Genomic DNA, 14227 nt, shown 5'->3' on the forward strand with positions numbered 1-14227 from the left:
AAAACGCCCCGACAGTCGGGGCGTTTTGCATGATGGCGATTCGGATCAGGGGCGCTGATCCAGCTCGCGCTCCAGCTCCATGGCCTTCTGACGGGCCGGATGGGTGTTGAGGCGTTCCCAGTAGGCTTGCAGGTGCGGGAAGTGGGCCAGCTGACCGCTTTGCGCCAGCAGATCCACCAGGAAGGAGTTCATGATGTCGGCGCCGGAGAGGCGATCCCCCACCAGATAGTGGCGATTCGCCAGTACCTCATTGAGGTAGCCCAGCACCTTGGCACACTCCGCCTTGGCGTAGTCCGGCAGGAAGCGCATCGGGCTGCCATCCTTGCGCACGAACATGTCTAGCAGCAGCGGCAGAATGCCGGAGCTCTCGGCAAAGTGAAGCCACTGCAGGTATTCGGGATACTCCGGGCTATCTGGTGCCGGTGCCAGCCGATCAGCGGCATAGCGGACAATCAGGTACTCGGTGATGGCGCCCGATTCCGCCAGCACCCGGCCGTCGAACTCGATGACCGGCGATTTGCCGAGGGGGTGGATGGCTTTTAGTTCGGGCGGTGCCAGAAAGGTGGTGGCATCGCGCTGATACGCCTTGATCTCATAGGGCTGGCCCAGCTCTTCGAGCAGCCAGATGATGCGTTGGGAGCGGGATTTGTTCAGGTGGTGCAGGACTATCATAACGACCTCGATTCGGTGGCAGGATGGGGTATACGAGCGGACGAGGGGGCGGTTCACCGGTAGTAAAAAAAGAGCGGGCTGATGCCCGCTCCCTCGTTGACTGACTCAGGCCTCCAGCGCCTGATCCAGATCCGCCAGTATGTCCTCGATCGCCTCGATCCCCACCGACAGCCGGATCATCTCCGGTTTCACCCCGGCCTTGGCCTGCTCTTCTTCGCTCAACTGGCGATGAGTGGTGGAGGCGGGGTGGCAGGCCAGCGACTTGGCATCGCCGATGTTGACCAGCCGCTTGAAGATCTTCAACGCATCGTAGAAACGTACGCCGGCTTCATAACCATCCTTCAGGCCGAACGAGAGAATCGCCGAGGGGCGACCTGCCATGTACTTCTCCGCCAGCAGATAGTGGGGGTGACCCGGCAGACCGGCATAGCTGACCCATGCCACCTTGGGGTGATGCTTGAGGTGGTTGGCGACCCGCAGGGCGTTGTCGACGTGGCGCTCCATGCGCAGGCTGAGGGTCTCCAACCCCTGCAGCAACAGGAAGGCGTTCATCGGCGCCAGTGCTGCGCCGGTATTGCGCAGCGGCACTGTGCGTACCCGCCCGATAAAGGCGGCCGGGCCAAAGGCCTCGGTATAGACCACCCCGTGGTAGGAGGGTTCGGGTTTGGTCAGCTGGGGGAAGCGCTCGGCGTGATCCGCCCAGGGGAACTTGCCCGAGTCGACCACCACGCCGCCCAGCGAGTTGCCGTGGCCGCCGACATATTTGGTCAGGCTGTGGACCACGATGTCGGCACCGTGTTCGATGGGCTTGCACAAGACCGGCGTGGCGACCGTGTTGTCGACGATGAGCGGCACGCCGCGGGCATGGGCTGCCTTGGCCAGTGCGGCCAGATCGACGATGTTGCCCGCCGGGTTGCCGATGCTCTCGCAGTAGACCGCCTTGGTCTTGTCGTCGATCAGGGCGGCGATGGCTTCGGCACTGTCATCCTTGGCAAAGCGCACCTCGACCCCGAAATTCGGCAGCATGTGGGCGAACAAGGTGTAGGTGCCACCATAGAGCTGGGGTGTGGAGACAATGTTGTCACCGGCGGCGGTCAGCGCCTGAATGGCGTAGGTGATGGCGGCGGAACCTGCCGAGACCACCAGCGCGGCGATCCCCCCTTCCAGCGCGGCCATCCGCTGCTCCAGCACATCATTGGTGGGGTTCATGATGCGGGTGTAGATGTTGCCCGGCACCGCCAGATTGAACAGATCCGCCCCGTGCTGGGCGCTCTCGAACTCGTAGGCCACCGTCTGGTAGATGGGCACGGCGACCGCCTTGGTGGTGGGGTCGCTGGAAAAGCCGTGGTGCAAGGCCAGGGTCGCATCTTTCATCACACACTCCTTGTTGGATGTTGCTTGTCGCAGTTATAGATGGATAGACGTCCAATCTATCAGGCTCGTGGCCGATGTAAACAGCAAGATCCGGCAAAGCAGTGTCTCCCGCAGGGGATGCGTGTCCCGAGTGGTTGGCATGGCCCTCATTCAGAGGCGACGGCGATACTCCTTGTCATCGATCTGGTTCATATCCCACTGCATCAGGCGGTTGAGCTGCTGCATGGGATCCTCGATGAGCGGCAAGGGGCGTGGCAGGATCCGCTTGAAGTAACGGCGCAAGGTCTGCTGGATCCGGTTCGGTTTGATGGGGTTGGCGTGGCTCATGATGGTGCTCCTGTGCAGTGGTTCTCACGTTCATCAGCAGTATTGAGCTAAAATGCGGAAGTAAAAACTGATGACTTATAGCAACAGGATTTCCTCTTTTATGCCGACCGGTCGCCTCTATCAGCAATTTCAACGACTCGCCCAGCTGCTTGGCTGCGATGAGCGGGAGATCAGCCTCGCCGAGGTGGCGGATCTGCTCTGCTGCACCCCGCGCAACGCCCGCCTGCTGCTGCGGCGGATGCAGGATCAGGGCTGGCTCAGCTGGTCGGCGGAAGCGGGTCGGGGGCGGCGCTCCCGGCTCACCCTGCTCGATAGTCAGGAGAGCCTGACCCGGCGCCGCTTGCGGGATCTGCTCAGTCAGGGCCAGCTGGCGCAGGCGGTGCGGTTGGCCGAGGATCGCCTCGATCTGCTCACTCCGTTGCTGATCGAACAGCTCGGTCAGGCCACCCGCGAGGGGCGCCAGATCCTGCGGGTGCCCTACTACCGGCCGTTGCCGCAGTTGCTGCCCACCGGCCCGATGCGCCGCTCCGAAATTCACCTGAGCCGCCAGATCTTCAACGGCCTCACCCGGCGAAATGAGGAAAATGGGGAAATCGAAGGGGATCTGGCTCACCACTGGGAGTGTCTGGGCCCCTGTCACTGGCGTTTCTACCTGCGCCCGGCGGTGCGTTTTCACCACGGTCGCGAGCTGGTGGTGGAGGATGTGATGGAGAGTCTGTTGGCCCTGCGGGATCGCCCGCTGTTCGCCCATCTGGATCGGCTGGAGAGCCCCTGGCCGCGCACGCTGGATCTCTATCTCGACAGTCCGGATCCCTGGCTGCCCCACCTGCTGGCCGAACCGGTTGCGACCATTTTGCCACGGGAGCTCAAGGGGGAGACGGGCTTTGCCCTGCAACCTGTGGGCACCGGCCCTTACCGGGTGGCCGCCAACGATCCCCTGCATCTTTGCCTTGCGGCGTTTGACGACTACTTCGGCCTGCGCGCCCTGCTCGACGAGATCGATATCTGGATGCTGCCGGAGCTGGCGGAGCGACTGGAGACCCACCTGCAGCTGGGGCGCGACAGCCCTGAGCTCGGTACTATGCGCGGCGAGTCGGAGCTGGAGTCGGGCTGCTACTTCCTGCTGCAGGACGATCGTTCCGGATCCTTGCGGGATCCCGCCCTGCGCCAGTGGCTCGGCCAGCTGCTCAATCCGGTGGCCCTGATGGGGCGGGTCGCCCCCGAGTTGCAACGGGGCTGGACCAGCGCCCTCGGCCTGCTTCCTCACTGGCGCGAAGCGTTGCCCGCGCCCTTGCCCACACCTGCGCAGTTGCCGGGGAGACTGGTGCTCGCCTGCTTCAACCAGCATCTGGAGTTCAACGAGTGCGCCAACGCCATGAGCAGCCTGCTGGCCGAACAGGGGATCAGGCTCGAGGTGCGCACCCTCGATTACGGTCGCTGGGTGAGTGGCGAGGATGAAGACGTGGATCTCTGGCTCGGCACCCTCAACCTCGAACATGCCGGCCCCTTTGCCCCCTACGTCTGGTTGCAGGGCACCCCGTTGCTGCGCAAGGTGTGGAGCAGTCAGCATGAGTTGTGGCAAGGGTTGATGCAGTGGCGCGCCAGCGGTGAGGAGCCTGGCCCCCGCGCCCTGCTGGCAACGGTGCAGCAGCAGAGCTGGTTTGTGCCGCTGTTTCACCACTGGCTGGAGCTGGAGAGCCGGATCGGCGTGCACGGGGTGCGGATGACAGCGCTCGGCTGGTTCGATTTTCGCAGCGCCTGGCTGCGGCCCGAGCCGCCCCATCAGCCCGCAGAGGCGCCATAGTTCGTCCAATTTCTGTCGCGGCCGACGAGTGCTCCGTGGCCGCTTGCGTGAAAGATCCGTAAATCGGCCGCTGCTGCACAGTTTGTGTCACGCCTCTGTGCCATGCTGTTTCAGGTTATGGACAGCAGAGCAAATGAGGAAAACGATGAGCAACAATTCAGACAGTTCCGCAGGAAAATGCCCGGTCATGCACGGGGGAACCACCTCCGTCGAGACGTCCAGAATGGAGTGGTGGCCGAAGAGCCTCAACCTCGACATTCTTCACCAACACGATACCAAGACCAATCCGCTGGGGGCCGGTTTCAACTATCGGGAAGCCTTGAAGGGGCTCGATATGGCGGCCCTCAAGCAGGATGTGACCGCCCTGATGACCGACAGTCAGGAGTGGTGGCCCGCCGACTGGGGCCACTACGGCGGCCTGATGATCCGCATGGCCTGGCACTCGGCCGGGACTTACCGCATCGCCGATGGCCGCGGCGGCGGTGGCAGCGGCAACCAGCGCTTTGCCCCTCTCAACTCCTGGCCGGATAACGCTAACCTCGACAAGGCCCGTCGCCTGCTGTGGCCCATCAAGAAGAAGTACGGCAACAAGATCAGCTGGGCCGATTTGATCATTCTGGCGGGCACCGTGGCTTATGAGTCCATGGGGCTCAAGACCTTCGGCTTCGCCTTTGGCCGCGAGGATATCTGGCATCCGGAGAAGGATATCTACTGGGGATCGGAGAAAGAGTGGCTGGCGCCCAGCGGCAAGCCGGGCGGTCGTTACTCCGGCGAGCGGGATCTGGAAAACCCGCTGGCGGCGGTGATGATGGGGCTTATCTACGTCAACCCGGAAGGGGTGGATGGCCAGCCCGATCCGCTGAAAACCGCGCAAGATATGCGAGTCACCTTCGCCCGCATGGCGATGGATGATGAAGAGACGGTAGCGCTGACCGCCGGTGGCCACACCGTCGGCAAGGCTCACGGCAACGGCGATGCCAAACAGCTTGGGCCCGAGCCGGAAGGGGCCAGCCTCGAGGAGCAGGGGCTCGGCTGGATTAACCACCACAACCGCGGCATCGGCCGCAACACTGTGACCAGCGGCATCGAAGGGGCCTGGACCACCCACCCGACCCAATGGGACAACGGCTACTTCGAGCTGCTGTTCAAGTACGACTGGTGGTTGCAAAAATCACCGGCGGGGGCCCATCAGTGGGAACCGATCAATATCGCCGAAGAGGATATGCCGGTGGATGTGGAGGATCCGTCGATCCGCTGCAAACCCATGATGACGGATGCCGATATGGCGCTCAAATTCGATCCCGAGTATCGCAAGATTGCCGAGCGCTTCCGCGATGACCCGGCGGCCTTCTCCGACGCCTTTGCCCGCGCCTGGTTCAAGCTGACCCACAGGGATATGGGGCCGAAGAGCCGCTATGTCGGCCCCTATGTGCCGACAGAAGATCTGATCTGGCAGGATCCGGTGCCTGCCGGACGTGCCGATTATGACGTGGCGACGGTGAAGGCCAGGATCGCCGCCAGCAGCCTCTCCATCAGCGAGCGGGTGAGTACCGCCTGGGATAGCGCCCGTACCTTCCGTGGCTCTGATAAGCGGGGCGGTGCCAACGGCGCCCGCATCCGGCTGGCACCGCAGAAGGATTGGCCGGGCAACGAACCGGCGAGGCTGGCGAAGGTGCTGGCGGTCTATGACAAGCTGGCGGCCGAGTGTGGCGTCAGCGTCGCGGATCTCATCGTGCTGGGGGGCAACCTCGCCATCGAGCAGGCTGCGCAGGCCGCCGGAGTGACGGTGAGCGTGCCGTTTGCGCCGGGCCGGGGAGACGCCACTCAGGCCCAGACCGATGTGGCCTCGTTCGAGGTGTTGGAGCCGCTGGCCGATGGCTTCCGCAACTGGCTCAAGCAGGACTATGTGGTAACGGCGGAGGAGCTGCTGCTGGATCGCGCCCAGCTGATGGGGCTCACCGCCTGCGAGATGACGGCGCTGGTCGGCGGGATGCGGGTGCTCGGCACCAACCACGGCGCTACCGGGCACGGAGTCTTTACCGATCGGGTCGGGGTACTCAGCAACGACTTCTTCGTTAACCTGACCGACATGGGCTACCAGTGGCTGCCGAAAGCGAGCAATCTCTACGAGATCCGCGATCGCCGCAGCGGCGCCCTGAAATGGACGGCCACCCGGGTGGATCTGGTGTTCGGCTCTAACTCGGTGTTGCGCGCCTATGCCGAGGTCTATGCCCAGGATGACAACAAGGAGAAGTTTGTCTGTGACTTCATCACCGCCTGGAACAAGGTGATGAATGCGGATCGCTTCGATCTGCTCGGCTAGTCCCCAAGCCGTTTGGTTATCTGCACCAGCCCCACACAGCCAAGATGTGCGGGGCTTTTTACTGCCCGCTTTTCTGTGCAGCCCTACAATCCGCCGCGCTGCGACACCCGCTGGCCGGTCGCGCAGGGCCGTGGGCATCCCTGTGCTTGGGCCAGCAGTATCATGTAACATGCTGATCCGCTGGTGATGCCCGGCGGCCACCCATTGGCCACTGATGTCCCATGAACGGACAAGGACAGAAACAAAGAGACAAGGAGTCAACCCATGCTGGAAATGCAGATCCAACCCCGCTTTCAGGAGACGGATGCCCTCGGCCATATCAACAATACGGTGCCGGCGGTCTGGTTCGAATCGGCGCGGGATCCCCTGTTCCGGATCTTCTCCCCCGATCTGGATGTGCATAACTGGCATCTGATCATCGCGGGCTACACAGTGCAGTTCAAACGGGAGCTGTTCTACGGCCAGCCGGTCACCATCAAGACCGGCGTACGCCGCATCGGCACCAGCTCATTTACGGTCTGGCAGGAGGCCTGGCAGGGCGGCGAACTGGCCGTCACCGCCGAAACGACCCTGATCCATTTTGACTACCGGGCCCGCCAATCCCTGCCCCTGAGCGATGCTCACCGGGAAGGACTGCGGGCCTGGCTGACAGAGAGTTAACCACGGGCCGGATGGCCCATCACAGGAGTGTTATGTACAACTCAATGCGCAACACAGCGATCGCGCTGACCCTGGGATTCTGCTCCCTCCCTTCTCTGGCCGCTTCTCTCGCCGAGCAGTTTACCCTGATGGAGAAGGGGGCCGAGAGCGCCCTCGATACCCGTCAATTCAGCCATGACGGCGTCGATATCAAGGCCTGGATCGATGGCGCCCCCGTTATCATCGCCGTGCCCATCATGAACGAGCTGGGCAAGCTGGAAGGGGAGAGCCGCTACTACTTCAAGGGCGGCAAGCTGTTCGGGGTCAAAGAGCCCGCCGCCCAGTTCGCCTTTGACGACAGCGGCAAGCTGACCCAATGGCTGGACGAGAAGGGGCAGCCCGCCGAGTTCGTCAGCAAGATGAGCATGCAGCAGCGTCAGGAGTGGCTCACCAAGCGAGCCGCCGAGTTGAGCAAGCTGTTTGTGGTGAGCGCGACCGAACAGAAGGCGGCCAAGGGGGGCGTCAAGCTGAAGGGGGCGGATCTCGCTCACTGGCTCTGCAACGGCAAACTGATGGATCTCGCCCACGGCGACAAGGTGATCTTCGAGCAGGATAAGCTGAAGATTGGCGAGCAGGGGATCGAAGGGGAGGTCTCTCTGCGTCAGGAGAAGGGGTGGCAGGAGCTGAGCCTCAAGTGCGAGGTGCAGGGCACTCAGGTGACCCGCCTCACCTGGCAGCCGCTGCCGGGGGCCAACAAGCCGCAATAAGCGCAATAGCAAGGGGGCCCATCACGGGCCCCCTTCTCATTCGGTGTGTGGCTCCCCCAGCTTGAGCCGGGTGAGTGCCTCGACCCGGCGCCACTGTCCTGGCTCGAACCAGCGTGCCAGCAGTTCCTGCTGCTGTTCGGCCCGGGCCTCGTTCGGCAGTTGTCTGAGCTCGGCCAGAAAGCCGCTGAGCTGCTCCTCGAACCCTTGCCGGTTCTGCTCCAGCTGGCGCATCCGATCCACCGCTTCCGGCCCCCCCGTCTCCAGCAGCAGAGCCTCCCGTTTGGCTGGCTCCATCTGCGCCAGCTCTTGCAACTCCTCAAGCAGGCGGCTGTTGGCCTCCGCCTCGCGAAACCAGCCCGGTTGCTCCGCCAGCCAGAGATCCAACTCGCTGGCCAGCTGCGACTTGTCGCTGTCTCTTGCCTCCGCCAGCGCCCTGCGGCGCAGGGTCAGCTGCTCCATCAGTCGATCCTCGGCAAACAGCTGGGCCTGCTCCGCCGGGGTAAAGCTCTGCTGGCGCAGCTGCTCCCGCTCGTCAAACAGGATCTGCAGGCTGGCGAGGGAGATCTCGGTGGGCACCGTCAGGCTGCTCTGGGCGGAGACAAAGGTGCGATAGCGCGCCTGCAGGGCATCGGCGGTCTCCTGCTCGGGATCGTGCGGGTGGCTCTGTGCATGCTGGCTGGCTTGAGCGGGGGATGAGTCTGCCGTCGGTGCCGTGGGCCAGAGCAACACCCCGCCAAGCAGCAGGGTGATGGCGCAGGGCACGACGAGCAGGGTGGCTATCTTCATAGTCCCAGCTCCTTGAGACGGTTGGCATGCTGGCGATAGAGGGTGACCGGATCGGTCTCGAACAGATGGTGGATGCCGAAGGACTGGTTCACTTCGTCCAGATGGTTCATCCGGTAGTCGGTGCCGATCACCTTGCCGAGGTGGCTGCTGCAGACCCCGACCAGTCCGTCATTGGGCTCCTTGAAGAAGGCGCCGGTCAGCGCCAGCGCCGGATCCACCGGATCCAGCAGATTGGTCAGGTTGCCGCGCCCGCTCCAGGAGAAGTAGTAGACGCCGTTGCTGGCCTGCATCGGCCCCTCGCCGCAATAGCGGCTGGGCAGCCCCTCCGGGTAGCGCTGGTTGAACTGGCTGGCCCCCTTGCTGGTGAGGGCATCGAGGGCGGCGACCGGATCTGCGGCAGCTGGCTTCCCCCCGAGAGCAGTGAAATCATGCCGGAGAGGGCGTGGGCCGCGGCGGCAGCCAGCTTCTCGGCGGCGCTGCCGGGGGCGGCATTGGCCCGCACCAGATCGGCAATCTCAGAACCGTAGTTGACGCCGCCGACGCTGGTGGCGGAGGCGACCAGCTCGGGGGCGACCGAGGCGACATAGCGGATGGTAGGGCCGCCGTGGGAGTGGCCGATCAGGTTGACCTTCTCGGCGCCGGTGGCAGCCAGCAGCAGCTCAACCTGGGCGAGTAGCTGCTCCCCCCGTTGTTCCGAACTGGCGGTGGCCGATACCTGAGCCACGTAGACTTTGGCACCATCCCGGCTCAGGGCCTGGGGAATGCCGTAGAAGTAATCGACCCCGAGCAGCTTGTCGAAACCGAACAGGCCGTGCACCAGCACTATGGGGTAGCGGGTCTGGGTGTATCCGCTGGCGTGTGCCAGCATGGGCAGGGTGCAGAGCAGCACCAGAAGCCATCTCTTCATCATCAGCATCCTTGTTGATTCGTGAGGAACAGATTGTGTGGCGTACTCCATGTTCGCCGGTGCCAGTATGGTGGCTGCTGACGGGAGAGGCTGTGAGGGGGATCGCAACTCGGGAGTCAAAAGGGATTCAAGGGGCGGGCAGGGAGGCTGTGCTCCCCGCCCTGTGGCTTATTGCCACTCCACCAGGTGATACTGCTTCTTGCCCCGGCGCAGCAGCAGGTAGCGACCAAACAGCCGATCAGTGGCGCTCAGCTGATCATCTTGCTTGAGCACACCATTGAGACTGATGGCGCCCGCCGCCAGCAGCTCGCGGGCGATGCGTTTGGAGTTAGCCAGACCGCAGCTGATCAGCAGGCTGACCAGATCCGTCTCGCCGTTGACGGTGCTGCTCGGCATACCATCCTGCGCCAGCTGGGCCAGATCGCTCTCGCCGAGGCGAGCCACATTGCCGCTAAACAGCAGCTCGCTGATGCGCTGCACCGCCGCCAGCGCCGCCTTGCCGTGCACCAGCTCGGTCAGCTCGTTCGCCAACACCTGCTGGGCCTGCTTGCGCCCCTGCCGCTTGGCGTCTTCCGCCTCCAGTGCATCAATCTCGCTCAGCGACATAAAGCTGTAGTAGCGCAGGAAGCGGTAGACATCCTCATCCGCGGTGCCGAGCCAGAACTGGTAGAAGGCGTAAGGGGAGGTGAGCGCCGGATCGAGCCAGACCGCGCCCCCTTCGGTCTTGCCGAACTTGGTGCCGTCTGCCTTGGTGATAAGGGGCAGGGTCATGCCGTGTACCTGCGCCTGATGGAGGCGACGGGTCAGATCCATGCCGCTGGTGATATTGCCCCACTGGTCATTGCCGCCAATCTGCAGGGTGCAGCCGAGCCGCTGGTGCAGCACTGCAAAATCGTAGGATTGCAGCAGAGCGTAGGAGAACTCGGTGAACGAGATGCCCTGATCCGGACGGGCCAGCCGCTGGCGCACCGATTCCCGCGCCAGCATGGCATTGACCGAGAAGTGCTTGCCGATATCCCGCAGAAAATCGAGGGCGGACATCTGCCCCATCCAGTCGCCATTGTTGACCAGTTGCGGGGCCGACAGGCCCTCATCGGCGGGCAGCAGCGCCCTTATTTGGGCAGACAGGCTGGCGACCCAACCCTGCACGGTATCGGCACTGTTGAGGCTGCGCTCGGTCGCCTTGAAGCTGGGATCGCCGATAAGGCCGGTCGCCCCGCCCACCAGAGCCACCGGGGTGTGGCCCGCCAGTTGGAAGCGGCGCAGCATCAAGAGCGGCACCAGATGACCGATATGCAGGCTGCCGGCAGTGGGATCGAACCCGCAATAGACGGTGCGCGGGGTGGCAAGATGATCGGCCAGGGCCGCGGGGTCGGAATTCTGGGCCACAAGGCCGCGCTCAGTCAGCTCATCGAGCAGGTGGGGGTTGATCATGGGTGCTCCAACAACAGGGGGAAAAGCCGTCATCCTCGCCGTTCTGGCTGGTGGCAGATATGTCCCCTGAGGGACAGTTTTGCCACTCTCGTGCTAGCATGCAGCCATAGCGGGGAATCGCTCCCCGTCACCGGAAACGAGCCACCATGACCCAGCCATTCACCACAGATGCCTTGACCCGCCGCATGACCGAGGTGGTCGATGCCCTGCACAGCAGCGCCTTTCCGGCGGCGCTGGTGCGGCTGATCCAGCAACAGGTGGTGTTTGATTGCGCCCTGCTGCTCGGGGTGGGGCTGCGCCCCGTCTACCTCTACGACAACCTCAACCATCAGCGTGCTCTGTTGTTTGACCGCTACCTCACCAGCCACTTCAGTCAGGATCCCTTTATGCAGGCGCTGGAGCAGGGCTTGCCTGCCGGCGTCTGGACGCTGGCGCAGGTCTCCCAAGGGCGGCTCGATCCCGAATATCGCCACCACTTCTATCAGGCCACCGGCTGGCAGGAGGAGGTGGGGCTGATCCTGCCGGTGCGGGACGGGCTGACGCTGATGCTGTTTCTGGGGCGACTCGACAAGCGCAGTACCCTCAGCCGTGACGAGCAGGCAAGGCTGGAGCAGCTGTTCCCGCTGGTGCATTCGCTCTGTCGTCAGCAGTGGCGGCAGAGTCAGCCACTTCTGGCCCAGAGCACTGCGCAGCCAGACAGCGCCAGCCTCCGGAGTGCGGTGGAGCAGGCTATGTCGAGTGTCGGGGGGGATCGGCTTACCCGGCGCGAGCGGCAGGTGGCGGAGTTGCTGCTGCAGGGGCTGGATACCGAGGCGATTGCCGCGGAGCTCGGGATTGGCAGCGGTACGGTGAAGAATCACCGCAAGCACCTCTACGGCAAGTTGCGGCTCGGCTCGCGGGCCGAGCTGTTCAATCTCTTTCTGAACCACCTCATTACGGCTCCGGTGGAGGCATCACAGGCATCATCGGCGGGAGATAGAGAGGGCCCGCCATAGGGCGGGCCGGGGTTACTCGAGACGCGGGAGGGTGGGAGTGGTTTCGGGCAGGATACTGAGCAACTGGTAGCGCTTCATCAGCTGCTTGTATTCATCCCCCTGTCTGACCTTGTCCAGCGCCTGTTGCAGGCGGGCAACCTGTTGCTTGTTTGCCCTCAGGTTGAAGGCGAAGCAGTTATCCTGCTCTTCAATAATCGCGACGGTGACAAAATCCTCGCTGGGGAAACCCAGCTCCTTGGCCTGATGGCGCAGCATCACCTCGTTGCCCGCCACCAGATCGGTGCGTGCCATGATGAGCTGGCGCACCACCTGATCCATGCGCTCTACCGACATCATATTGCCCGGGCTGATCCCGCGGTTGAGCAGCAACTGCTCCCCGACATCCGCCTGCATCACACCAATCTGCAGCTTGGCGAGATCCGCTTTGCTGGCCACTTTGGGGGCATCCTGCTTGCGGCCGACCAGCGCGACCCTGGAGTGGCTGATGGGGCAGACCCAGAGGAAGTGGGGATCCCGCTCCTTGGTATGCGCTGTGGTAAAGAGCACTGCCTCTTGCTGCTGGGTCAGCAGATACCAGCCGCGGGCCCAGGGCAGAAAGTGGATGGGTTGCTCCGGCTCCCCCATTTCGCGCCACATCAGGCGCAGCAACTCGACCGCTAACCCCACAGGCTGACCATTTTTATCCTGGCCATTGAGTGGCATGTTCTGCTCCGAATAGTAGATAAGTGCCGGAGCAGGGAGCGCGATAAACAGGGCGAGAGAAGCGAGAGCAGGGAGCAGACGACGCATGATGTACTCCTTGTGCGGGTAGTTACCTAACAGTCTATGTGGCCTTTTCCATAACGTCATGATCCGGTAGCGGGATAAAAAACAGGCCACCTTGCGGTGGCCTGTCGGTTTATTTGAGCAGGGCTTCCATCTCCGCCTCTGCCTTGGCGCGAGCCTTGGCCTCCGCCGCTCTGGCGGCATCGGCGACGCTCTCTCCGGCCGTATGGGATGCGGCACTGACGGCCTGCCGGGCTGGTTCTGCAACGGCCTTGGTTGCCTCTTGCGTCGCGGTTGCTGCGGCACTGCTGACTGCCTGTTTGGCAGGAGCTGTAACAGCCTTGGTGGCCTCTTGCGTCGCGGTTGCAGCGGCGCTGTTGACGGCTTGCTTGGCAGGAGCGGCAATAGCCTTGGTGGCTTCTTGGGTCATGGTCGCAGCGGCGTTGCTGACGGCCTGTTTGGCAGGAGCGGCAACGGCTTTGGTGGCTTCTTGGGTCGCGGCCGCAGCGGCACTATTGACTGCTTCCTTGGCAGGAATGGCAACGGCTTTGGCCGCTTCTTGCGTCGCGGTTGCAGCGGCGCTGCTGACGGCTTGCTTGGCAGGAGCAGCAACGGCCTTGGTAGCTTCTTGCGCCGCGGTGGCGGTGGTGCTGCTCACCGCCTGTTTGGCGGGGGCAGTGACTGCGGTGGTTGCAGTGCGGGTAAGTGCGGTCGTGCTTTGGCTCACCGCTTGAGTTGCCTGTCCTGTGACGTTGGCGGCTGCACCGCTGATGGCCTGGCTGGCGCTGTTGGTCAGCGAGCCGGTGACGCCGCTGGTCACTGTGCCCAGAGCGCTGCCAAGGGAGAAGGGGGAGGCGCCACTCTGACTGGTCGCCGCCCCAGTCAGGGCATTGGCCGCCGGGGTGAGCTGGCTGGTGGGGGTCTGCCAGCCCTGCATGGCGGTTGGCCATGTCGGTGCCGTGCCCGCCAGATTTTCGCCGAAGGTCAGGGTGGAGCCATCCCCTTTTTGCAGCAATACAGACATCTGGTTGGTTTGCGAGTTCCACACCATCCCCGCCTGCTTGGCGATATCCGGCACCGGCGCATACTCGGAGACCACATAGAAAAGCGGCCCCTCCTGCTGTAACTTGTCGGCAGTCTTGAGCAACTGCATGGTGCTGTCGTAGTTGGGGCCAAGGATGGCGGTCATCCGATCCTTGATCAGGGGTTGTTCGAACAGATTGACCTCGTTCGGGTCAAAGCCGACCAGCGGCTTGAGCAGGGCCCACATCAGCTGGCTGGTGGGGCTCATCATCAGCAATGGGGCAACGCAGGCGGACAACATCAGGCTCAGACAGGCCGCCTGAAGCAACGGCATGATACGCATTGGGATAATATCCAAATAACGATTTGATAAGTAAGGTTATATTTTGTCAGGACGTGACAAATTCACCG

The 14227-nt window shown here is 63.3% G+C and carries 12 protein-coding genes and 1 pseudogene; 5 read left to right on the forward strand and 8 right to left on the reverse strand.

Going from position 1 to position 14227, the window contains the following annotated elements; all coding sequences use genetic code 11:
* Positions 1-45: 45 nt before the first annotated feature.
* The 3 genes from ACTG19_RS14365 to ACTG19_RS14375 all read right to left on the reverse strand — a co-directional run bounded on the left by ACTG19_RS14365 (position 46) and on the right by ACTG19_RS14375 (position 2373).
* A complete protein-coding gene (locus tag ACTG19_RS14365) occupies positions 46-672 on the reverse strand; it encodes a glutathione S-transferase family protein (RefSeq protein WP_162628443.1) in 627 nt (208 codons plus the stop codon).
* 105 nt (positions 673-777) lie between these two features.
* Complete coding sequence (locus tag ACTG19_RS14370; protein ID WP_113740225.1) at positions 778-2046, reverse strand: O-acetylhomoserine aminocarboxypropyltransferase/cysteine synthase family protein; 1269 nt, start codon at positions 2044-2046, stop codon at positions 778-780.
* Positions 2047-2196: 150 nt separating this feature from the next.
* Positions 2197-2373 carry a hypothetical protein gene (locus ACTG19_RS14375; protein WP_005355239.1) on the reverse strand — a complete coding sequence of 59 codons (177 nt, stop codon included), beginning with the start codon at positions 2371-2373 and terminating at the stop codon, positions 2197-2199.
* A 100-nt stretch (positions 2374-2473) separates the two neighbouring features.
* Between ACTG19_RS14375 and sgrR the strand changes: the two genes are divergently transcribed.
* From sgrR to ACTG19_RS14395, 4 genes are all read left to right on the forward strand, one after another.
* Positions 2474-4177 (forward strand): HTH-type transcriptional regulator SgrR, encoded by a 1704-nt coding sequence (sgrR, locus tag ACTG19_RS14380; protein ID WP_162628444.1) that lies wholly within the window; start codon positions 2474-2476, stop codon positions 4175-4177.
* 145 nt (positions 4178-4322) lie between these two features.
* Positions 4323-6500, forward strand: a complete 2178-nt coding sequence (gene katG, locus ACTG19_RS14385) for a catalase/peroxidase HPI (protein ID WP_113740227.1) — start codon at positions 4323-4325, stop codon at positions 6498-6500.
* A gap of 264 nt (positions 6501-6764) precedes the next feature.
* Complete coding sequence (locus ACTG19_RS14390) at positions 6765-7160, forward strand: acyl-CoA thioesterase (RefSeq protein WP_005336457.1); 396 nt, start codon at positions 6765-6767, stop codon at positions 7158-7160.
* A gap of 44 nt (positions 7161-7204) precedes the next feature.
* The gene (locus ACTG19_RS14395; RefSeq protein ID WP_113740287.1) at positions 7205-7906 is read left to right on the forward strand and encodes a hypothetical protein; all 702 of its coding nucleotides are present in this window, start codon (positions 7205-7207) and stop codon (positions 7904-7906) included.
* 36 nt (positions 7907-7942) lie between these two features.
* Here ACTG19_RS14395 and ACTG19_RS14400 read toward each other — a convergent pair whose 3' ends face one another.
* From ACTG19_RS14400 to tyrS, 3 genes and pseudogenes are all read right to left on the reverse strand, one after another.
* A complete protein-coding gene (locus ACTG19_RS14400; RefSeq protein ID WP_113740228.1) occupies positions 7943-8692 on the reverse strand; it encodes a lipase secretion chaperone in 750 nt (249 codons plus the stop codon).
* Positions 8689-9599, reverse strand: a pseudogene (locus ACTG19_RS14405) (lipase family alpha/beta hydrolase). The gene ACTG19_RS14400 and the pseudogene ACTG19_RS14405 overlap by 4 nt, the downstream one beginning before the upstream one ends.
* 168 nt (positions 9600-9767) lie before the next feature.
* Positions 9768-11033, reverse strand: coding sequence for a tyrosine--tRNA ligase (gene tyrS, locus ACTG19_RS14410; protein ID WP_113740229.1), 1266 nt, complete (start codon positions 11031-11033; stop codon positions 9768-9770).
* Between the two features lie 146 nt (positions 11034-11179).
* On the opposite strand from tyrS, the gene ACTG19_RS14415 reads away from it, so the two are divergent.
* On the forward strand, positions 11180-12028 hold the full coding sequence (locus ACTG19_RS14415) for a helix-turn-helix domain-containing protein (RefSeq protein ID WP_439989194.1): 849 nt from the start codon (positions 11180-11182) through the stop codon (positions 12026-12028).
* A 12-nt stretch (positions 12029-12040) separates the two neighbouring features.
* On the opposite strand, the gene ACTG19_RS14420 is transcribed toward ACTG19_RS14415, so the two are convergent.
* Both ACTG19_RS14420 and ACTG19_RS14425 read right to left on the reverse strand, forming a co-directional pair.
* Positions 12041-12817 carry a substrate-binding periplasmic protein gene (locus ACTG19_RS14420; RefSeq protein ID WP_257686502.1) on the reverse strand — a complete coding sequence of 259 codons (777 nt, stop codon included), beginning with the start codon at positions 12815-12817 and terminating at the stop codon, positions 12041-12043.
* Positions 12818-12926: 109 nt separating this feature from the next.
* Positions 12927-14159, reverse strand: coding sequence for a hypothetical protein (locus tag ACTG19_RS14425; protein ID WP_164535862.1), 1233 nt, complete (start codon positions 14157-14159; stop codon positions 12927-12929).
* Positions 14160-14227: the final 68 nt, after the last annotated feature.

It is taken from the genome of Aeromonas sp. 3P, from assembly GCF_051919745.1.
GTDB lineage: Bacteria > Pseudomonadota > Gammaproteobacteria > Enterobacterales > Aeromonadaceae > Aeromonas > Aeromonas veronii.